This window comes from Nonomuraea sp. NPDC004186 (assembly GCF_053603495.1).
Genome location: NZ_JBSGFQ010000003.1, coordinates 167,287 through 187,697 on the forward strand (window position 1 = coordinate 167,287; position 20,411 = coordinate 187,697).

The window sequence follows — 20,411 nt, forward strand, 5'->3', positions numbered from 1 at the left end:
CCGGCCGGTCCGATCACCCGAGGAGGAGCGGCCTTGGCCACCGTGTCCACCGCCCCGACCACGTCACGACCCACCCACCCCTCGCACCGCCCCCGCACGCCACGCCGCGGCCTGCCCGTCCTGGGCGCGCTGCCGTTCCTGGCGCCCGCGCTGGCGCTCTACGGGATCTTCCTGCTGTTCCCCATCGTCTCGGCGATCTACCTCAGCTTCGTGCGGTGGAACGGCTTCCCCACCGTGCCGCAGATCTGGGCGGGACTGGCGAACTACCAGGACATCTTCACCAACGACACGGTCTTCCACACCGCCCTGCGCAACAGCGTCATCTGGGTCGTGCTCTCGCTCGTCGTGCCCACGGTGCTCGCCCTGCTGCTCGCCCTGGCGCTCAACCACCGGCTCCTCGGCCGCAACCTGCTGCGCTCGGCGTTCTACATCCCGGCCGTGCTGGCCTCGATCGCCGTGGCGACCATGTGGACGTGGATCTACAACCCGAACTCCGGCCTGGTCAACAGCACGTTGACGTCCCTCGGCCTGTCGTCGTGGATCCAGGACTGGCTCGGCGACCCGCAGATCGCCCTCTACTCCGTCTTCGTCGCCTTCGTCTGGCAGACGACGGGCTTCTCGATGGTGCTGTTCCTGGCCGGGCTGCAGACGGTGCCGGCCGACCTGGTCGAGGCGGCCAAGCTCGACGGCGCCTCCGCCTGGCAGACCTTCCGGAACGTCACCCTCCCGGCGCTGCGGCCGACCTTCACCGTCGTCCTGGTGCTCACCGTGATCAGCTCGCTCAAGGTGTTCGACCTCATCGTCGGCATGACCAACGGCGGCCCGGCCCAGTCGAGCCAGGTGCTGGCCCTGTGGTCCTACAGCCAGTCGTTCATCAACCACAACTTCGGAGGGGGCAACGCGCTGGCCGTCGTGCTCCTCGTGATCACCCTGGCGCTCGTCCTGCCGTACCTGATGTGGACCTTGAAGGAGGACGAGCGATGAACGCGGTCCGCCGTGCCAACTACCCGCTCATCGGGCTGTGGATCGCGCTGGTCGTCTGCGCGCTCATCTGGCTCGCGCCGTTCGCCTTCATGGTGCTGACCTCGCTGAAGTCCACGGCCGACATCGGCCGCTCGTCCATCTGGGCGCTGCCGGAGGTGTGGCGGTGGGACAACTACGCCGCCGCCGCGGAGCGGGGCGAGCTGTGGACCGTGGCCAAGAACAGCGCCTACATCGCGCTCATCAAGGTGCCGCTCGGCCTGATGATCTCGGCCGCGGCGGCGTTCGCCATCGCGCGGCTGCGCTTCAAGCGGCAGCGGATCCTGCTCATCGTGATCACCCTGGGCGCGATGGTGCCGGTGCAGGTCGCCATCGCCCCGATGTTCACCACGCTGTCCAGCATGGGGCTGCTGAACTCCACGAACGGGATCATCCTGCCCTACCTGGCCTTCGGCATCCCGTCCCAGGTGTTCTTCCTGTACGGGTTCTTCCGCTCCCTGCCCCGCGAGCTCGACGAGGCCGCCCGCATCGACGGCTCGGGAAACTGGCGCCTGTTCGTACGGGTCATCCTGCCGCTGGCCAAGCCCGCGCTGGCCGCGCTGTTCATCCTGGACTTCGTCGCCACCTGGAACGAGTACGGGATGGCCCTGGTGCTGCTGCAGGACCAGGACGCGCGTACGGTGCCGCTGGCGCTGCAGGCCTTCCAGTCGCAGTTCGCCTCGAACTACGGGCAGCTCAACGCCTTCATCATCATGTCCATCCTCCCGGTCCTCATCGTCTATCTGATGTTCCAGCGCTTCTTCACACAAGGCGCCCTCGCCGGCGCGATCAAGGGATAGGAGACCATTCCGTATGGCAGCAGAACCACTGTTCGGCGCCGGGCTCTGGCACTTCGGGCAGTTCCGCGACCGCTACGCCACGGACGGGTACGGCCCGCCCGTCTCCACGCTGGAGGCGATCGACCGCGCGGGCCAGGTCGGCAGCCTGTCCGTGGTCGACATCAACTATCCCTTCAACCCCGCCGACCTCGACGTGGACCAGCTGGAAGACCGGCTGAAGGCCAACGGGCTGCGGGCCATCGCGCTGACGCCGGAGATCTACACCAGGAAGTTCGCCCGCGGCGGCTTCACCAACCCCGACCCCGAGATCCGGCGCGCGGCCATCGAGCTGGTCAGCGAGTCCGCCGACCTGGCCCGCCGCCTCGGCTGCGACTACGTCAAGCTCTGGCCCGGCCAGGACGGCTGGGACTACCCCTTCCAGGCCGACTACAAGGCGCTGTGGCAGATGTCCATCGACGCCGTCCGCGAGCTGGCCCAGCGCCACCCCGACCTGCGCTTCGCCATCGAGTACAAGCCGCGCGAGCCGCGTAACCGCATGACCTTCTCCTCGGCCGCCCGCACCCTGCTGGCCATCGAGAAGATGGACGTGCCCAACGTCGGCATCCTGCTCGACTTCGGCCACTCCCTGTACGGCCTCGAGTCCCCGGCCGACGCGGCCCAGCTCATCCTCGAACACGACCGGCTCTACGCCATCGACGTCAACGACAACTTCCGCGGCTGGGACGACGACATGGTCGTCGGCTCCATCCACCTCGTCGAGACCTTCGAGTTCTTCCACACCCTGCGCCAGGCCGGCTGGCAGGGCGTCTGGCAGCTCGACCAGTTCCCCTTCCGCGAGGACTCGGTGGAGGCCGCCCGCGCCGGCATCGAGGTCATGCGGACGATCTGGCGGGCCCTGCAGGTCCTCGACGTGGACGCCCTCGCCGAGGCCCAGGCCCGCCAGGACGCCCTGGCCGCGCAGCGCATCGCGCGCAAGGCGCTGCTCAGCGCCCAGGTGGACGGCTGATGGGCGACGTGACGCGCGTCGGGGGAGCCTGGCGCGAGGTGGAGATCACGCTCACCGCCTCGGCCGACCTCCCCGACGCCTACACCGCCGTCGAGGTGTGGGCCGACTTCACCCACGACACCGGGCTGTCCCTGCGCAGGCCGGCGTTCTACGACGGCGGCCGCACGTGGCGGATCCGGTTCAGCTCGCCGCTGGCGCACGGCCGCTGGCACTGGACCACCGACGCGTCCCTCGACGACCGCGGGCTTCGCGGGGCGTCCGGGATCATCGAGGTGGACGCCGCCGAACCGCCCGCGCACCGCTTCCGGCGGCACGGCTTCTGGACCATGTCGCCGGGCGGGCGCAGCCTCGTGCACGCCGACGGCACCCCGGCGATCATGGTCGCCGACACCGCCTGGGGCCTGCCCTGGCGGGCCACCGAGGAGCAGGTGCGCACGTACGCGGCCGACCGGCAGGCCAAGGGCTTCAACGCGGTGCTGCTGATGTCGGTCCAGCCCGACATGCGCGCCGTCGGCCCGCGTGACCGCTCCGCCGACGAGGGCTTCGACGTCGCCTTCGAGGACCTGCCCGGCGGGCACGTCAACGCGCTCAACCCCGCCTACTTCCAGTATCTGGACCGGCTCCTGGACATCCTGGCAGAGCACGAGATCGTGCCCGTGCTCCAGCCGGTCTTCCAGGGGTTCGGCTGGAAGGGGCTCGACGTGGCCGGCACGGTCGTGCCTCCCGAGGAGTACGCCCGCTACTGCCGCTACCTGGTGGCCCGCTACGGCGCCCGCCCCGCGATCTACCTGGTCGGCGCCGACGGCTCCGGCCGCGAGCCGCAGATCGCGGCCGGCGGCGCCGAGGTCCACGCCTGGGACTGCTACGCCCAGCCCACCGGCATCCACTACCGCCCGCACGCCGACAACCGGGCCTGCCAGGACGCCGACTGGCTGGACTTCCAGTGGTGCCAGACCGGCCACGGCGGCGAGCACGTCCCCGAGCGGGTCGCGGTCATGCGGCGCGACACGCCCGTCAAGGCCGTCGCCAACGGCGAGCCCACCTACGAGCAGACCCGCAGCGTCACCAACGCCGCCGGCTGGTGGCAGGGCCACGAGGCGTGGAGCAACCTGTGCGCGGGCGGGGCCATGGGCGTGGTCTACGGCGCCGCGAACATCTGGCAGTGGAAGCTGCACGCCGACGAGCCCGGACACGCGCCGTACTTCCTGGCTCCGTCGGGCGGCTGGCGCGAGTCCCTCGACTTCGAGGGCTCCACGTACGTCGGGCTGCTCGGCAAGATCCTGGACGGCCTGCCCACGACCGACATGGAGCCGGACTGGGAGACGTTCATCAGCCCGCGCTCCCTGCGCGTGCCCGGCCGCCTGCACGTCGTCTACCAGGAGCACGGCGGCGCGCTGCGCCCGACGCGCGAGGACGGGCTGCCGACCGCCTACCGCGTCGTCGACCCGCGCACCGGCGACGTCGTCGCCAGCGGCCGGCGCCGGCCCGGCGAGGCCGTCGAGGACGAGCGGCAGGTGGCCCGCGTGGTCATCTTCTACGACGAATAAGACGAATGACCCGCCGCCACGCCTTGGAGGGGGCGTGGCGGCGGGGCCTCAGGCGATCGCCTGGTAGGCGGTGGTCCAGAAGTCCTTGTGGAGGCGGGGCGTGTGGACGGAGTCCATCGCGCTCTGGGTCAGCAGGATGCCGACCAGGTCCTCGGCCGGGTCGGCGTACCCGGTGGTGCCGAGGCCGCCGTCCCAGCCGAACTGGCCCGGCGAGGCCAGGTCGCGGCGGTGGGTGCGGACCGCCAGGCCGAACCCGTACCCGCCGTGCCGGCCGAAGTGGTCGCCGAACGCGTCCTTCTCGACCTTCTGCCCCGGCGTCAGGTGGTCCGTCGTCATCAGCTCGACCGAGGCCCGCGACAGGACGCGCGCGCCGCCGAAGGCGCCCTTGTCCAGGAGCATGCGGAAGAAGGCGTGGTAGTCGTCGACGGTCGAGACCAGCCCGTCGCCGCCGGCCTGGAAGAGCGGCGGGCGGCTGTATTTACCGCCTGCGGCCTCGTCCCAGACGACCGGTTCGCCGTTCTCGGGGTTGTGCGCGTAGCTGGTGGGCAGGCGGTGGATCCGGTCGGCGGGCACGTGGAAGCCGGTGTCCTTCATGCCGAGCGGCCCGAACAGCCGCTCGCGCAGGAACTCCTCCAGCGGCTGCCCGCTCACCCTGGCCACGAGCACGCCGAGCACGTCGGAGCCGACGTGGTACTGCCACAGCTCGCCCGGCTGGCGCATCAGCGGCAGCGTGCCGAGCCGGCGGATCCACTCGTCCGGCCCGAAGTCCGGCGAGGTGGTGTCCAGGCCGAGCTCGCGGATCGCGGTCTGGATCGGGTACGTGTCCGGCGCGGCCAGCACCACCCCGAACCCGAAGGTGAACGTCAGCAGGTCGCGCACGGTGATCGGCCGGGCCGCGGGGACCGTGTCGTCCAGCGGCGCGTCGATGCTCCTGAGCACCTGGCGGTCGGCCAGCTCGGGCAGCCACTCGTCGACCGGGTCGTCCAGCCGCAGCCGGCACTCCTCGACCAGGATCATCACCGCGGCGGCCGTGATCGGCTTGCTCAGCGACGCCATCCGGAAGAGCGTGTCACGCCGCATCGGCTCGGTGCCGCCCACGTGCAGGGTCCCCAGGGCCTCGACGTGCGTCTCGTCGCCCCTGCCGACCAGCGCGACCAGCCCGGGTACGCTCCCGGACCCGACATGTCCGGCCAGCACCTGCCGCATCCGGTCCAGCCCCGCCTGTGACAGGCCGGGCCGCTCGTGCACGTCCCACCGGCCCTTGGTGTCCCAGGTGCCCTTCATGTCCCAACTGGTGCTCGTGGACATCGTTCATCTCCCCGCGCTGCGTACGGCGTTCCCTCTTGCGAACACTGTACTCACAAGGAACAGTGTGCGCAACGAGGAAACGCCGGACGGGCGCGCGGGGCGGTCAGGCGATCCGGAGGCCCGCCGGGCTGAAGATCGACGCGGCGAGGCTCTGGACGAACCGAGCGAGCAGTGCCTCAAGGAGCATCATCGCGGCCTTGGCGAGCAGGGAGGCCAGGAATTCGGACAACTCTCTACCTCTTCGTTGAAACTACGCTTCAAGTCATATTGGGGTAGAAAGATGTATATACGGTGAGAAACCGGATGTCCATAGGGTGAACTCCAGATGACTATCCCTCGGCGTTCGACCGTTCGATCATGGTGGTCACCCAGGCCGTGGCCCCGGCGCACCCGAGCGCGATCCCCCACGCCAGCGGCCCCACCGGCCGGCAGCCGAAGAGCTGGCTGAGACCGGGCACGGAGACGATCACGCCCAGCGCCGCCAGGGACGACACCGAGGCGAGCACCACCGTGCGATCCCCGCCGCCCAGCGCCAGCGTCTGCAGCAGCTGCGCCGCCACCAGGCCGATGAGCCCCACCGTATCGGCCCGGCCCCGGGTGCCGGTCATCCGGGCCAGCACCCAGGCCGCGCCCGCCGCCACGGCCGTGGTGATGGCGCGCAGGTAGATGTCCCTGGTCAGCGCGGCGCCCAGCGAGGCCTCCGGGCCCTCGGCCAGGAGCTTCTCCGGGCTCGCGGCGCTCGGCGGCCGGATGGCCACCGCCATCGCGGGCAACATGTCGGTGAGCAGGTTGACCAGCAGGAGCTGGCGGGCGTTGAGCGCGCTGCGCCCGGTGAGCAGGCTGGAGCCGAGGGTGAAGGCGATCTCCCCGACGTTGCCGCCGAGCAGGATGCCCAGCGCGTCGCGCACGGAGGTCCACATCGCCCGGCCCTCGACGATCGCGTCGATGATCGTCTCGATGCGGTCGTCCACCACGACGATGTCCGCGGCGGCCCTGGTGGCCGGCGCGGCGCGCGACCCGAGGGCCACGCCCACGTCGGCGAGCCGGATCGCGGGCACGTCGTTGGCGCCGTCGCCGGTCACGGCCACGACCTTGCCGGCCTTGCGCCAGCAGGTGACGATCCGGGCCTTGTGCTCGGGCGTCACCCGGGCGAACACCGCCACCTTCGGCAGCTCCTCGGCCAGCGCCTCGTCGTCCAGCTGCTCCAGCTCCGGGCCGGTCATCACGCGCAGGCCGTTCAGGGCGCCGATCTCCGCGGCGATGGCCTCCGCCGTGCTGGGGTGGTCGCCGGTGAGCATGGCGACCCGCACGCCGGCCCGCATCAGGTCCTCCACGCTGCGCTTCGCCGTCGGGCGCACCGGGTCCGCCAGGCCCAGGAACCCGAGGAAGCACAGGTTCTCGATGCGCGACTCGTCGAGGTCGGCGCGGCTCGAGGCGGGGCGCTCGGCGACGGCGAGCACGCGGTAGCCGTGCAGGGCCAGCCGGTCCACCTCCTCCTCCAGCTGCCGCCTCATCCGATCGTCCAGGGGTACGGTCTCCCCGTCGACGACGATGCTCGTGGAGCTGGTGAGCACGATCTCGGGAGCGCCCTTGACGCTCAGCAGCTGTCCCGCCTCCGACCGGCCGAGGACGGCGTGGTAGCCGCGGGCCGGCTCGAAGGGCAGCTCGTCCACGCGGTGCCACGTACGCAGGCCGTACCTCGGGGTGACGCCGAGCTTGCCGGCGCCCTCCACGATCGCGCGGTCCGTGGGGTGCGGGATGGCCCGCCCGCCCTCGAACCTGGGCCCCGCGCGCAGCGCCGCGCCCACGATGGCCCGCAGCTCCGGCGTGGCCTCCTCCACCGACTGCTCGGCCCGGCCGTCCGACACCCGCCGCAGGCTGATGTGACCTTCGGTGAGCGTCCCCGTCTTGTCGAAGCAGAGCACGTCCACGCGGCCCAGCGCCTCGATCGTGGACGGGTTGCGCACCAGCGTGTTGTGCACCGACAGCCGCTTGGCCGAGGCCAGCTCGGCCGCGGTGGCGACGAACGGCAGCCCCTCGGGGACCGCCGCCACCATCATGCTCACCGCCGGGGCGAGCGCCTGAGACAGCGGCGAGCCGCGTACCAGCTCGACGACCATCAGGAGCAGGCCGGAACCGAGAGCCGCCGGGAGGATCCGGCGGCTCAGCGCGCGCAGGCGCAGCTCGACCCCGCTCGGCGGCGGGCCCTCCTGGCTGAGCCTGGCCGTCCTGCCCGCCTCGGTGGCCGCTCCGGTCGCCACGACCACGGCGTACCCGTGGCCCGCCGCGACGGTCGTGCCCTCGTAGACCATCGAGGTGCGGTCCGCGACGGCGGGCGCCGCGGTCGGCGTGTCCGTCTTGGAGACGAGCTGCGACTCGCCGGTGAGGGTGGACTCGTCGATCTCCAGCCCGGCCGCCTGGATGAGCCGCCCGTCCGCCGGTACGGCGTCGCCGGCGCGCAGCTCGATCACGTCCCCGGGAGCCAGGCCGTCGGCGAAGCCCGCCACGGCGCCCGTGGGCCGGCGGATCCGTACCCGGATGGCGGTGGTCTCGGTGAGGCGATGCAGCGCCCGAGCGACGTTGCGCCGCTGCGCGCCGCCGAGGACGGCGTCCACCACCATCACGCCGCAGATGAGCACGGCGTCCAGCGCGGAGCCGAGCCCGGCCGACACGCCCGCGCCCGCGGCCAGGACCGGGCTCAGCGGGTTGGCCAGCTCGTGCAGGGTCGCGCTGAGCATGGATTCGGGGCCGGCCGCAGCGGGCCGCGCCGGGCCCGTCCTGCGGCGTGCGGCCTCCGCCTCGCTCAGCCCCTCGGGCGAGGTGGCGAGCCGGGCCAGGACGTCGCGGGCCGCCATGGCGTGCCAGGGCGTGTGGTCGGCGAGGATCGGCGCGGGCCTGCTCCCGGCGCTGCGCCCCATCCACTCACCGACCGTGAGGGTGGCGAGCGCGGTGCAGTCGCGTGCCAGGTTGGCGCGTCCGATGGCGAGCGTGGCGGGGCCGAGGAACGCCAGGCCGGTGCCGACGACCGAGCCGGCGGCCGCCACGAGGACCCCGCGGACGCTCGCCTTCCTGGCCGACGACAGGCACTGCAGCAGCAGGTGCACGCCTTCGAGCCCGCCCATCACGTCGGCGTCCCAGGGGACGCGCCGCGCCCCTTCGAGCACCCCGATGCCCAGGTCGGCCTGGCGCAGCCCGCTGCGCCCCCGCTGCGAGACCACGGCCACGGCGTGGCCTTCCGACTGCAGCGCCCGCACGGACGCGCCCAGCCGCGGCCCGTTCTGGACCACGCGGTCCATGCGCAGCCGCTTGGCGAGGGCGGGCTCCCCGCCGGCCAGGACCATGTCGCAGGTGCCCCGCGCCGCCTCGACCAGGGCCTCGGCGAGCGGATGCAGCTCGGGGACCAGGTGGACCAGGGCGATCGGGGTCCCGTCGCGCTTGACCATGACGGTGGTACGGTCCTGCGCTCCATGGGGCTCGGCGCTCCACCCGTCGCGCTCGCGCCGGGCCGAAGGGTCGGCGAGGTCGATCAGCGCGTAGAGCCGGGTGTACAGATCGTCGCCGTCCACGTCGGGGCCGAGCGAGGTCACGTCGTCGATCGCCCACGCGCCCGTGGTGAGCACGGCGGCGTCGAGGACCACGGTGTCGATGCGATCCATGCGGACGAGGACGTCACGGTTGAGCACGATCGTGTCGCGCCCGGCGAGGCCGCGCGCGACGGCGCTGGCGAAGGCCTCCCTGCCGAGGTTCGCGGCCTTGGGGATGCCGGCGATCAGCACGGACAGGCCCCGCTCGCGGTCGCTGCTGAGCACCGTGGTCAGGCCGAGCCCCGCCAGCGACACCGCGCTGGCGGCGTCGGCGTACCGCTCCACGGGCCCGCGGGGCAGCCGGCCCGGGCGCGGCGGCGAGGCGGCCCTGGTGTGGCGGTAGGCCCCCGTCACGGTCGCGAACTGCTCCTCGCGCTGTTCCCACGCCTTGAGCCCGGCACGCGAGTCGACGTACCGGCCGGCCGCGGCGACCGAGTCGATCAGCAGGGACATGGGCCGCATGGCCAGCGTGTGGGAGACGACCCGGGTCATCGCGATCATCGCGTCCGCGCGGGGCTTGCCGATGCGCTCCTCCAGTTCCCTGCGTACCAGGGGGGTGTGCTCGGCCAGCGAGAGGAGGCCGGGCACCGCCGCGGACAGCCGCGGGACGCGGGCCAGCCGGCCGGCCAGGGCGAGCCCGGTGCCGGCCAGGTGCAGGCCGAGGCTGACGACGGAGCGGTCCTGCTGCTCCACGCCGTCCCGGGCGGGGGGCGGGGAGCCGTCCCCGGCCCCGTCCTCGGCATCGGCCTCGTCGAGCTCCTCCACGACGGCCACGAGCTTGTCCATGTCGTCCGTCGTGACGTCGCAGGCCACGAAGACGCAGCCGAGCGCCCCGTTCACCTCGGCGCGCCGCACTCCCACCGCTTTGAGGCGGTCTTCCAGCTCGCGGGCGCGCCGCTCGGTGCGCGGGCCGCCGATGGTGCGCAGCTCGATACGAGCTCCGCCCGGGCACGGCTGAACCCGGCGGGAGCGCGGGAGGACGCTCCGCACCGGCTCCGGGAGCATGTTCAGCAGCGTGCCAGCGTTGAGCAGGCCGAACAACGCCATGTGGTCTCCCGTCTACGGCGTCGTGGTCACCTGCTCGGTGCGGTGCTCTTTCGCCTGCTTGTCGAGCTCGAAGTCGAGGTGGTCTACCTGGTGGTGGTGCCGGAGGTCCCGGTCGCCTTGCGCGTGGTGCTTCTCGTGCTGCGGGTGCTCTTGGCGGCGGTGCCTCTGGTGGTGCTCCCGGTGGCGCCGGTCGCGCCGCTGGTCGTGGCGGCCCTGCGCCGCGTGGTGGTGCCGGTCGTGCCGCCGGTTGTGGTGGCCCTGCGCCTTGTGGTGGTGCCGGTCGTCGTGGCCGGCTTGGCGGCGGTGCCTCTGGTCGTGCTCCGGGTGGTGCCGCCGGTGGCGGCGGTCGTGCCGCCGGTCGTGGCGGCCCTGCGCCTCGTGGTCGTGCCGGCGGTCGTGGTGCCGGTCGTGCCACCGGTTGTGGCGGCCCTGCGCCTCGTGGTGGTGCCGGTCGTCGTGGTCCCGGCAGTGCCGCGCCGGGTGGCGGTCGTGGCGCGCTTGGTCGTCCCGGTCGTGGCCCGCCTGCTCGGGGTCGTGGTCTCCCGGGCCGCGGGCTCCCTGGTCGGTGTGGTGGTCGCGCGCTGCCTCCCGAACGCGGCCCGCGGCAGACCCCGCCGGGCGAGGATCGTCCCGGCGCCGATGGCGGCCGCGACGGGCCATTCGAGCACCCCGACCGCGGCGAGCGCGCCGAGCGCGCCGTAATAGGCCATGCGTTCGGGCGGAGGGAGGAACGTCCGGGCGACGTCGACGTAGTGACCGAGCTCCTGCTTGCTGACACGTGGCATCGGGATGTTCGGCATCTGCATCCGTGGCATCTGCATCCGCGGCATGCGTGGCATCTCGATGTGTGGCATTTCTAGGTGTGGCATCCGCATTTCGGGCTGCCGGACCTGGATGCCGAGCATCGGCAGGTCCAGGCTGAACCGCTTGGTGCCATTCCCGTCGGGTCCGGCGGTCGTGCGCCCTCGCGGCTGGGTGACGGCCATGATCCCTCCTAGCAGGACGCGAATTCCTTATATGTCCCTATCCACGGCACGGGTCCTCTAATTCCGGAAGAGAGAGATTTGGGGATTTTTGCTGTCCTTTATCTGTTCCTTGGCTAAAGCCCAGGTCAGGACGAGGACGATCGTGCGCCCGCGAATCCCTCGACGACGCGGCGGACCTTGCCCACGGCCTCGTGGTCGCCGAGGCGCAGCGCGGTGTTCGCCGACATGAGCACCGCGTCGATCTGGAAGGCCGCGAGCTCGGCGTCCAGGTCGGCGATCTCGCCGGCGGCCACGGCGCCGCGCAGCTCGCCGGCGATGAGCGCGAGCCAGTCGCGGTGGTGGCCGACGAGCGCGTCGCGCACCGGCCCCGGCCGGCTGTCGAAGTCGGGGAGGTTCGCCGCCCAGAAGCAGCCGCCCGCGAACAGGGGAGTCTCGGCGTAGGAGATCCAGCGCTCGGTGAGCGCGCGCAGCCGGGCCACGCCGTGCGGCACGTCCGAAACCGGCCGGATGACGGCGTCGCGGAACGCCTCGCGCGCCGAGGCGACGGTGGCGAGCTGCAGCTTCTCCTTCGTTCCGAAGAGCGTGGCGACCCCGCTCTTGCTGAGCCCGAGGTCGGTGGCCAGCCGGCCGATGCTGAGCCCGTTGAGCCCTTCCAGCGACGCGACGTCCACGGCGTGGCGCGTGATCGTCTGCCTGGCCCGCGCGCCGCGCAGGAGGCGCTGGTCGGAGATCCCGGCCGTCGCGGGGGCGGGTTGCTCGAGCTCGCTCATGGGCCCTCATCATGTCACTTGCTATTAAGTACGAACGATCGTACGTTTTCTTCGTGACTATGACAACAACGCCTCGCACCGTGGCCGCCACGCCATGGGGCGCCGTGTCGATCGTGCTGGTCGGCGCGTTCATGGCGCTTCTGGACTCGTACATCGTCATCGTCGCGGGACCGGCGATCCAGGCCGACCTGGGCGCCTCCGGCGGCGAGCTCCAGTGGATCCTGGTCGGCTACCAGCTCACCTACGCGGTGTTCCTCGTCACCGGTGGCCGGCTCGGCGACCTGTACGGCCGCAAGCGGACCTTCGTCGCCGGCATGGCCCTCTTCACGCTGGCGTCCGTCGCGTGCGCGCTCGCCCCGGCCGCGCTCGCCCTCATCGCGGCCCGTCTCGCGCAGGGCCTGGGGGCCGCGCTGATGCTCCCGCAGGTCTACGCGGTCATCACCGTGCTGGTCCCGGAGCAGGGCAGGCACCGCGCGTACGGGGTGCTCGGAGCCGTCATGGGGCTCGCCACCGTCGGCGGCCAGCTCGTCGGCGGCCTGCTGATCGGCGCCGACCTGCTCGGCTCGGGATGGCGCCCCGTGTTCTGGATCAACGTCCCGATCGGCCTCGTCGCGATCCTGCTCGCGGCCAGGCTCCTGCCGGAGTCGCGGGCGCCGCTCGCGCGCCGGCTCGACCTGCCGGGGGTCGTCGTGCTCAGCGTCGCGCTGTTCCTCCTGGCCTTCCCGCTCATCCAGGGCCGGCAGGCGGGATGGCCCTGGTGGACCTGGGCCTGCCTGGCCGCGGCGATCCCCGCTTTCGCCTTCTTCGTCCTCGTCGAGCGCAGGACCGCCACTCCGCTGGTGCGGATCTCCCTGTTCCGCGCGCGGTCGTTCGCCGTCGGCATCCCTCTCGTCCTGACGATCTACGCGCTGCTCTCGTCGTACTACCTCGTGCTGTCGATCTCCCTCCAGGACGGGCTCGGCATGCCGGCCCTCGGGGCGGGGCTGGTCTATGCGCCGGCCGCCCTCACCTTCTTCGTCTTCAGCGTGGTCGCCGGCCGGCTCGTGCCCAGGTACGGCCGTCGCGTCCTGGAGTTCGGGGCCGTCGTGCTCGCCATCGGGTACGCGGTCACGGCGGCCGTGCTGATCGGCGGCCTGCCGTTCACGCCGGCGGTCGTCATCCCGACGCTCATGCTGCAGAGCGTCGGGGGAGGGCTGCTCATCACGCCGTCGCTCAACGCGGTGCTGGCCCGGACGGACCCCGCGGACGTGGGCATGGCCTCCGGCGTGCTGTCCACCGCCCAGCAGGTCGGCAACGCGCTCGGCGTCGCGCTCATCGGAGTCGTGTTCTTCCACGCCTTCGATCCCGCCACCGGAGACCGGGCCGCCGCGGCGGCCCACGGCCTGGGGATGTCCTCGGTGTTCACCTTCGCCGTCGCGAGCGTGGCGGCGGTCCTGGTGTACCTGCTGCCCGCCCGGAAGGACTGACCGGCGTGCTTCAGGAGGGTCCCCGCGACCACGGCCGGCCGGGTGTCACTCCGATATCAGGCGGGCGGGGAAGCCGCCGGTCGCGATGGGGCCCCAGCGGTCGATGTGGACGCGGATCAGCGACTTGTCCTGGCGCCGCATGGCGGCCCGGTACTCGTCCCAGTCGGGGTGCTCGCCGGCGATGCACCGGTAGTACTCGACCAGGGCTTCGAGGGCGTCGGGCATGTCCAGCACCTCCGCGTGCCCGTCGACCTGGACGTACGGGCCGTTCCAGTCGTCGGACAGCACGCAGATGGACACCCGCTCGTCGCGGCGGGCGTTGCGGGCCTTGACCCGGTCGGGATAGGTGGAGACCACGATCCGGCCGTCCTCGTCGACCCCGCAGCTGACGGGTGACAGCTGCGGCCGGCCGTCCTTGCGGGTGGTCGAGAGCAGGCCGTGGTGCCTGGGGCGGAGGAACTCCAGCAGCTCGGGCAGGTCGACGTGGCGTGCGGTGGCGATGTTCGGAGCCATCTCATGTGCCTTTCGGTCATACGAAAACGCTTCGATCCTTTCATCCGAAGCGGCGGCCGCCGGGCGGGAGGCGTTCCCCGGCGTGATAACCCGCCCGGGCGGGGCATCAGGGAGGCGTCGGGGCAATCGGGAGGAGTCGGGCATGTGCGGCATCTGCGGCTGGGTTGACTTCGAGCGGGACCTGATGGGCGAGAGGGCCACCGCGCAGGCCATGACGGACACGATGGCCTGCCGCGGCCCCGACGACCAGGGGCTCTGGATGGCGCCGCACGCCGCCATCGGCCACCGGAGGCTGGCCATCATCGACCTCCCCGGCGGCCGGCAGCCCATGGTCGCCGACGAGGACGGGCTGGAGCCGGCCGTCCTCACGTACAGCGGAGAGGTGTACAACTACCGCGAGCTGCGCGAGGAGCTGGCCGCCCGCGGGCACCGCTTCCGCACCCAGAGCGACACCGAGGTCGTCCTGCGCGCCTACGTCGAGTGGGGCGAGGACCTGGCCGCCCGCCTGAACGGCATGTACGCCTTCGCCGTCTGGGACGCCGAGCGCGAGGAGCTGCTGCTGGTCCGCGACCGCATGGGGATCAAGCCGCTGTACTACTACCCGACCGCCCACGGCGTGCTGTTCGGCTCGGAGCCCAAGGCGATCCTCGCGAACCCGCTCGCCCACCGGGTGATCGACGCCGACGGGCTCCGCGAGCTGGTGGCGTACGTCAAGACGCCGGAGCACGGGATCTTCAAAGGCATGTACGAGGTGCGCCCCGGCCAGCTCATCCGGGTGAGCCGCGACGGGTGCAGCAAGCGCCGCTACTGGCAGCTGGAGTCCCACGAGCACCAGGACGACGTCGACTCCACCGTCAAGACGGTGCGCGACCTGCTGGAGGACATCGTCCACCGCCAGCTCATCAGTGACGTGCCGCTGTGCGCGCTGCTGTCGGGCGGCCTCGACTCCAGCACGATCACCGCGCTCGCCGCCAAGGGCCTGGCGGAGCAGGACCTCGGGAGGGTCCGCTCGTTCGCCGTGGACTTCGCCGGCTACACCGAGCACTTCAAGCCCGACGCGACCCGTTCGACGCCCGACGCGCCGTACGTCCACGAGGTGGCCGAGCACATCGACGCCGAGCACACCGACATCGTGCTCGACTCGCGGGAGCTGATGAACCCGGCCGTGCGGGCCGCCGTGCTGCGCGCCCGGGACCTGCCGATCGGCATCGGCGACATGGACAGCTCGCTCTACCTGCTGTTCGAGGCGATCAGGGGACACTCCACGGTGGCGCTGTCCGGGGAGTCGGCCGACGAGGTGTTCGGCGGCTACCGGTGGTTCCACGACCCCGCGGCGGTGGCGGCCGACACCTTCCCGTGGTTCATCGGCGGCCTCACCGACCGCCTGGGGGTGGAGCAGCTGTTCAAGGAGGACCTGGAGCGCACGCTCGACGTCACCGGCTACCAGGACACGAGCTACCGCCAGGCCATGGCCGAGGTGCCCGAGCTGCCCGGCGAGACGGGGCACGAGCGGCGCATGCGCGAGATCAGCTATCTGCACCTCACCCGGTTCGTGCAGATCCTGCTCGACCGCAAGGACCGGATGAGCATGGCCGTCGGGCTGGAGGTCCGGGTGCCGTTCTGCGACCACCGGCTGGTGGAGTACGTCTTCAACGCCCCCTGGGCGATGAAGACCTTCGACGGGCGGGAGAAGAGCCTGCTGCGCGCGGCCGCCGCGGACCTGCTGCCGGAGTCGGTGCTCCAGCGCGTCAAGAGCCCCTACCCGGCCACCCAGGACCCCGCCTACGAACAGGCCCTGCGCGAGGAGGCCCGCGCCCTGCTCGAGCGTGACACGCCCTGCGCCCAGCTGCTCGACCTGGACAAGGCGCGTGCGCTCGTCGACCGCCCCGTGGGCGACTCCAGCTCCCTTGCGGCCCGCGCCTCGCTGGAGCGGCTGCTGCAGCTCGACGCGTGGCTCAGGGAGTACCGGGTCCATCTCGCGCTCTGACCGCCGGCCGAGACGCGGCACGCCGTTCGACGCCCGAGTGAGAGGGGAGCCGCTCGGGACGAAGACGGCGCTACCTGCCGATCAGGAGGTCGGCGTGGGCGTCGGGGTCGGGGTCTCGGAGACCGATGACGTCGGATCGGGGGTCGGGGTCTCGGTGGGCGTTTCCGTCGGAGTGTCGGTCGGTGTCTCGGTCGGCGTCGTGGTCGGCGTCGTGGTCGGCGTTGGGCACGCGGTCGGGGTCTGCCACGCAGGCGTGCCTGGCCACCACTGCCATGCCTGCTTCCAGCCCTTGTACGACCAGATCCGCTTGGTGGGCCGCGACAGGTCGTAGACGGTGGCGGCCGTGGCAGTGGACGTGTCTGTGGCCGTGTCTGTGCCCGTGTCTGTGGTCGTGGCTGTGGCTGTGGCCGTGGCTGTGGGCGTGGCCGTCTGGTCGGCGCCGATCGCGGTCACCGACACCCAGTCGTCCTGCTTGACCGCGCTGTTGCCGCGGCGTCCGGCGACGGTGTGCGTGTTGTCGTCGATCGCGTACGTGCGCTCGAAGCCGTCCTGGCTGCGCACGGTGATCGAGTCCTCCGCGACGGCGGTCGCCTGCCCGGTCTGGGCGAACAGGGTCACGGTGCCGCAGCCGTCCTTCGTCGCCACCGCGAACTCGCCGTGCATGGTTCCGACGAACGCCGACGGGTTGATCGGCGCTATGTCAGGAGGCGTCGTGGTGGGCGTGTCCGTGGGTGTTTCGGTCGGAGTGTCGGTCGGTGTTTCGGTCGGTGTCGTGGTCGGTGTCTCCGTGGGTGTCTCGCTGATCGTCGGCGTGGGGGTCGGCGTGCCCGTCGGCGTCGTTCCCGACGCCGCCGAGGCGGCTCCGATCCCGCCCGTCGTCGCCAGCACGACGGCGGCGGCGACGATCAGCGGTCGTGGGACGCGCCTGCGCGGCCCGTCCGTTTCGAATGACAGTTCCTCGTGTGGTTGGTCAGTCGGTGGCACCTTGTCCTCCACATCGGGTTTGTCCGATTAGAACCCCCACGGACTAAGCCACGTGTAAGCCGGCGCCGGGGGATCCGCCCGCACAGCGCTGCCCGCATCCGTCGCCTTCATGCGCCAGATGGTGGACACCTCTTCAGATAGTTAGGTGTGAAATGCGAATATCAGAGTCGTTTGTCCCTTAAGCGATAGGCGGGAGCATGGCAGACGAACACGGCAGGAAGGCGCTGGTGGTGCGCGGCGGCTGGGAGGGTCACGTCCCGGTCGAGGCCACCGAGCTCTTCGTGCCCTTCCTCGAGAAGCAGGGGTTCGAGGTGCATCGGGCGGAGTCTCCTGCGCCGTACGCGGACTCCGCGTTCATGTCCGGCATCGACCTCATCGTGCAGTGCTACACGATGGGCACGATCGAGAGGGAGGAGCTGAGCGGGCTGGAGGCCGCGATCCGCGCGGGCACCGGGATGGCCGGCTGGCACGGCGGCATCGCCGACTCCTACCGCAACTCCTCCGACTACCTGCATCTCATCGGCGGGCAGTTCGCCTGCCATCCCGGCAAGGACCCGGCCGAGCGGGAAGGCACGCAGGCCGACAACTTCGTGCCGTACACCGTCAACATGCTGCCCGAGGCGGCCACGCACCCCATCACCGAGGGCATCGCCGACTTCGACCTCGTCACCGAGCAGTACTGGGTCCTGGCCGACGACTACATCGACGTGCTGGCGACGACGACGCAGCAGGTCCGCCCGTGGGATCCCTGGCACCGGGAGGTCACCTCGCCGGCGATCTGGACCCGCCGGTGGGGGAACGGGAAGATCTTCGTCACCACCCCCGGGCACAGCCTCGACGTCCTGCAGAACGACAGCGTGCGCACCATCATCGAAAGGGGAATGTTGTGGGCCAGCCGGTGAACGTCGGCGTCGTGGGGTGCGGGGCGATCTCGGCCCAGTACTTCCGGACCATCGACCGGTTGCCGCAGCTGCGGCTGGTGGCCGTGGCCGATCTGGATCTCGACCGGGCCCGGGAGGCGGTGCGCCCCTATGAGGGGGTCGACGTGCTGAGCGTGGCGGAGCTGCTGGCGGACCCGCGCGTGGACGTCGTGCTCAACCTCACCATTCCCGCCGCCCACGCCGAGGTCGCGCTGCAGGCCATAGCGGCCGGCAAGGACGTCTACTGCGAGAAGCCCCTTGCCGCGACGACCGCGGACGCCACGCGCGTGCTCGAGGCGGCCGCAGCCGCTCAGGTACGCGTGGGGTGCGCGCCCGACACGGTGCTGGGCACGGGCACGCAGACCGCGCGCGAGGCCATCGACGACGGCCGGATCGGCAGGCCGATCGCGGCGACCGCGACGATGATGACGCCCGGTCACGAACGCTGGCATCCGAACCCCGACTTCTACTACGTCCCCGGCGGTGGCCCGCTCCTGGACATGGGGCCGTACTACATCACCAGCCTGGTGACGCTGCTCGGGCCGGTGGCGCGCGTCATCGGCGCGGCCAACCGTACGCGTGCCAAGCGCACCATCGGCTCGGGCCCCCGCCAGGGCGAGGAGATCCCGGTCATGGTCGACACCCACGTCACCGGGGTGCTGGTGCACGCCTCGGGCGCGCTGTCCACGCTGGTGATGAGCTTCGACGGCGCGGCGACCAAGGCGCCCAACATCGAGGTGCACGGTGAGCAGGGCTCGCTCGTCGTACCCGACCCGAACCGCTTCGACGGCCAGGTCCTGATCTCGGGCAAGGACGGCTGGCAGGAGCTTCCGGAGTCGGCCGGCTACGTCGGGGCCGGGCGCGGCGTGGGGCTGCTCGACTTCGCGGCGGACCAGGAGCTCCGCGCGGGCGGCTCGCTGGCCTTCCACGTGCTCGACGTCATGGAGTCGCTGCTGGCCGCGGCGGGCTCGGGTACGGCGGTGACCATCACGAGCACGTGCGAACGTCCTCGTCCCGTGGCCCTCCATTCGAGCGTGTCGTAACCGAGTGCGCCCGATCGGGCACTTACCGTTAGAACATGGACACCGTGGATCTCGCTCGCTGGCAGTTCGGGATCGTCACGGTGTACCACTTCCTGTTCGTGCCGCTCACGATCGGGCTGTCGGTGCTGGTGGCGATCCTGAACACGGCCTGGGTGCGCACCGGCAACCCGGCCTACCTGCGCGCCACCAAGTTCTGGGGCACGCTCTTCCTGATCAACTTCGCGATGGGCGTGGTGACGGGGATCGTGCAGGAGTTCCAGTTCGGGATGAACTGGAGCTCCTACTCCAGGTTCGTCGGTGACGTCTTCGGCGCCCCGCTCGCGCTGGAGGCGCTGCTGGCGTTCTTCCTGGAGTCGACATTCCTGGGGCTGTGGATGTTCGGCTGGGACCGGCTGCCCAAACTGGTGCACCTCGCGTGCATCTGGACGGTCGCGATCGGCAGCATGGTGTCCGCCTACTTCATCCTGGCCGCCAACTCGTTCATGCAGTGGCCGGTGGGCTTCACCGTCGACCGGCGGGCGGAGCTGACCGACTTCGGGGCCGTGCTGACGAACAAGGTCCTGCTGGCCACCTTCCCGCACACCATCCTGGGCTGCTGGCTGGCCGGCGGGGTGATCCTCATGGCCGTCTCCGCCTGGCACCTGGCCAGGAAGCGGGACGCCGACGTCTTCCGCCCGTCCCTCCGGCTCGGCGCGGTCGCGGTGCTGGTGGGCGCCGTCGGCACCCTCGGCACCGGCGACGTCCTCGGCAAGATCATGACGCAGACGCAGCCGATGAAGATGGCCGCCGCCGAGGCGCTCTACGAAACCCGGCAGCCGGCGCCGTTCTCCCTGTTCACCATCGGGACGCTCGACGGCACGAGGCCGATCTTCGCGCTGGAGATCCCGGGCCTGCTGTCCCAGCTGGCCACCGGCTCGTTCGACGGCAAGGTGCACGGCGTCAACGACCTCCAGCGGGAGTACCAGCGCAGGTTCGGCCCGGGGGACTACCGTCCCTACATCCCGCTCGCCTACTGGTCCTTCCGGCTGATGATCGGCTTCGGCATGCTCGCGGGGCTGGTGGCGCTCGTCCTGCTCTGGCTGACCCGCGGCGGACGCGTACGCGGCAAGGGCTGGATCTGGCGGGCCGCCGTGTGGTCCGTCGTGCTGCCCTTCCTCGCGCACAGCTTCGGCTGGATCTTCACCGAGACGGCCAGGCAGCCGTGGATCGTCTTCAGCCAGATGAAGACCGTTCACGGCGTCTCGCCCAGCGTCGGGGTGGGCACCGTGCTCACCTCGCTGATCGTCTTCACCCTCCTGTACGGCGTGCTGGCCGTGGTGGAGGCCGGTCTCATGATCAAGTACGGCCGGATGGCCCCGCCGTCCGGCGACAGCACCGAGCCAGGCGAGCCGTCGCCCGCCTACTAGTCGCCCGCCTACCAGTCGCCCGAC

The 20,411-nt window shown here is 71.5% G+C and carries 16 protein-coding genes; 9 read left to right on the top strand and 7 right to left on the bottom strand.

Translation table 11 applies throughout. The annotated features are described in order from the left end of the window. Positions 1 to 42 precede the first annotated feature (42 nt). Genes ACWEPL_RS03805 through ACWEPL_RS03820 form a run of 4 tightly spaced genes read left to right on the top strand, consistent with a single transcriptional unit; the run spans position 43 to position 4,373 of the window. Positions 43 to 984, top strand: a complete 942-nt coding sequence (locus ACWEPL_RS03805; protein ID WP_357733646.1) for a carbohydrate ABC transporter permease — start codon at positions 43 to 45, stop codon at positions 982 to 984. Continuing rightward, a complete protein-coding gene (locus ACWEPL_RS03810) occupies positions 981 to 1,820 on the top strand; it encodes a carbohydrate ABC transporter permease (protein WP_350726097.1) in 840 nt (279 codons plus the stop codon). The genes ACWEPL_RS03805 and ACWEPL_RS03810 overlap by 4 nt, the downstream gene beginning before the upstream one ends. 13 nt (positions 1,821 to 1,833) lie before the next feature. Then, entirely contained in the window at positions 1,834 to 2,826 is a 993-nt protein-coding gene (locus tag ACWEPL_RS03815) for a sugar phosphate isomerase/epimerase family protein (protein ID WP_350726095.1), read from the top strand. Beyond that, on the top strand, positions 2,826 to 4,373 hold the full coding sequence (locus ACWEPL_RS03820) for an apiosidase-like domain-containing protein (protein WP_452435082.1): 1,548 nt from the start codon (positions 2,826 to 2,828) through the stop codon (positions 4,371 to 4,373). Before ACWEPL_RS03815 ends, ACWEPL_RS03820 begins: the two co-directional genes overlap by 1 nt. 48 nt (positions 4,374 to 4,421) lie before the next feature. On the opposite strand, the gene ACWEPL_RS03825 is transcribed toward ACWEPL_RS03820, so the two are convergent. The 5 genes from ACWEPL_RS03825 to ACWEPL_RS03845 all read right to left on the bottom strand — a co-directional run bounded on the left by ACWEPL_RS03825 (position 4,422) and on the right by ACWEPL_RS03845 (position 12,068). Continuing rightward, positions 4,422 to 5,681 carry a serine hydrolase domain-containing protein gene (locus ACWEPL_RS03825; RefSeq protein ID WP_452435083.1) on the bottom strand — a complete coding sequence of 420 codons (1,260 nt, stop codon included), beginning with the start codon at positions 5,679 to 5,681 and terminating at the stop codon, positions 4,422 to 4,424. A gap of 103 nt (positions 5,682 to 5,784) precedes the next feature. Continuing rightward, positions 5,785 to 5,910, bottom strand: a complete 126-nt coding sequence (locus ACWEPL_RS03830; protein ID WP_350726089.1) for a hypothetical protein — start codon at positions 5,908 to 5,910, stop codon at positions 5,785 to 5,787. 100 nt (positions 5,911 to 6,010) lie between these two features. Then, complete coding sequence (locus ACWEPL_RS03835) at positions 6,011 to 10,312, bottom strand: HAD-IC family P-type ATPase (RefSeq protein ID WP_452435085.1); 4,302 nt, start codon at positions 10,310 to 10,312, stop codon at positions 6,011 to 6,013. Between the two features lie 83 nt (positions 10,313 to 10,395). After that, positions 10,396 to 11,298 carry a hypothetical protein gene (locus tag ACWEPL_RS03840; protein ID WP_452435087.1) on the bottom strand — a complete coding sequence of 301 codons (903 nt, stop codon included), beginning with the start codon at positions 11,296 to 11,298 and terminating at the stop codon, positions 10,396 to 10,398. Positions 11,299 to 11,423: 125 nt separating this feature from the next. Further along, on the bottom strand, positions 11,424 to 12,068 hold the full coding sequence (locus tag ACWEPL_RS03845; protein ID WP_452435089.1) for a TetR/AcrR family transcriptional regulator: 645 nt from the start codon (positions 12,066 to 12,068) through the stop codon (positions 11,424 to 11,426). A gap of 59 nt (positions 12,069 to 12,127) precedes the next feature. Between ACWEPL_RS03845 and ACWEPL_RS03850 the strand changes: the two genes are divergently transcribed. Next, positions 12,128 to 13,534 carry an MFS transporter gene (locus ACWEPL_RS03850; protein ID WP_452435091.1) on the top strand — a complete coding sequence of 469 codons (1,407 nt, stop codon included), beginning with the start codon at positions 12,128 to 12,130 and terminating at the stop codon, positions 13,532 to 13,534. Between the two features lie 45 nt (positions 13,535 to 13,579). Here ACWEPL_RS03850 and ACWEPL_RS03855 read toward each other — a convergent pair whose 3' ends face one another. Then, positions 13,580 to 14,047 carry a PPOX class F420-dependent oxidoreductase gene (locus ACWEPL_RS03855; protein WP_350726078.1) on the bottom strand — a complete coding sequence of 156 codons (468 nt, stop codon included), beginning with the start codon at positions 14,045 to 14,047 and terminating at the stop codon, positions 13,580 to 13,582. A gap of 142 nt (positions 14,048 to 14,189) precedes the next feature. Here ACWEPL_RS03855 and asnB point away from each other — a divergent pair, with 142 nt between their 5' ends. Next, positions 14,190 to 16,034 carry an asparagine synthase (glutamine-hydrolyzing) gene (gene asnB / locus ACWEPL_RS03860; protein ID WP_452435093.1) on the top strand — a complete coding sequence of 615 codons (1,845 nt, stop codon included), beginning with the start codon at positions 14,190 to 14,192 and terminating at the stop codon, positions 16,032 to 16,034. 81 nt (positions 16,035 to 16,115) lie between these two features. Here asnB and ACWEPL_RS03865 read toward each other — a convergent pair whose 3' ends face one another. Next, entirely contained in the window at positions 16,116 to 17,018 is a 903-nt protein-coding gene (locus ACWEPL_RS03865) for a hypothetical protein (RefSeq protein ID WP_452435095.1), read from the bottom strand. Between the two features lie 197 nt (positions 17,019 to 17,215). On the opposite strand from ACWEPL_RS03865, the gene ACWEPL_RS03870 reads away from it, so the two are divergent. Genes ACWEPL_RS03870 through ACWEPL_RS03880 form a run of 3 tightly spaced genes read left to right on the top strand, consistent with a single transcriptional unit; the run spans position 17,216 to position 20,387 of the window. Further along, positions 17,216 to 17,920 carry a ThuA domain-containing protein gene (locus ACWEPL_RS03870; protein WP_355197721.1) on the top strand — a complete coding sequence of 235 codons (705 nt, stop codon included), beginning with the start codon at positions 17,216 to 17,218 and terminating at the stop codon, positions 17,918 to 17,920. Then, positions 17,905 to 18,981 carry a Gfo/Idh/MocA family protein gene (locus ACWEPL_RS03875; RefSeq protein ID WP_363970417.1) on the top strand — a complete coding sequence of 359 codons (1,077 nt, stop codon included), beginning with the start codon at positions 17,905 to 17,907 and terminating at the stop codon, positions 18,979 to 18,981. The genes ACWEPL_RS03870 and ACWEPL_RS03875 overlap by 16 nt, the downstream gene beginning before the upstream one ends. A gap of 35 nt (positions 18,982 to 19,016) precedes the next feature. Next, complete coding sequence (locus ACWEPL_RS03880; RefSeq protein ID WP_452435097.1) at positions 19,017 to 20,387, top strand: cytochrome ubiquinol oxidase subunit I; 1,371 nt, start codon at positions 19,017 to 19,019, stop codon at positions 20,385 to 20,387. The last annotated feature ends 24 nt before the right edge of the window (positions 20,388 to 20,411 follow it).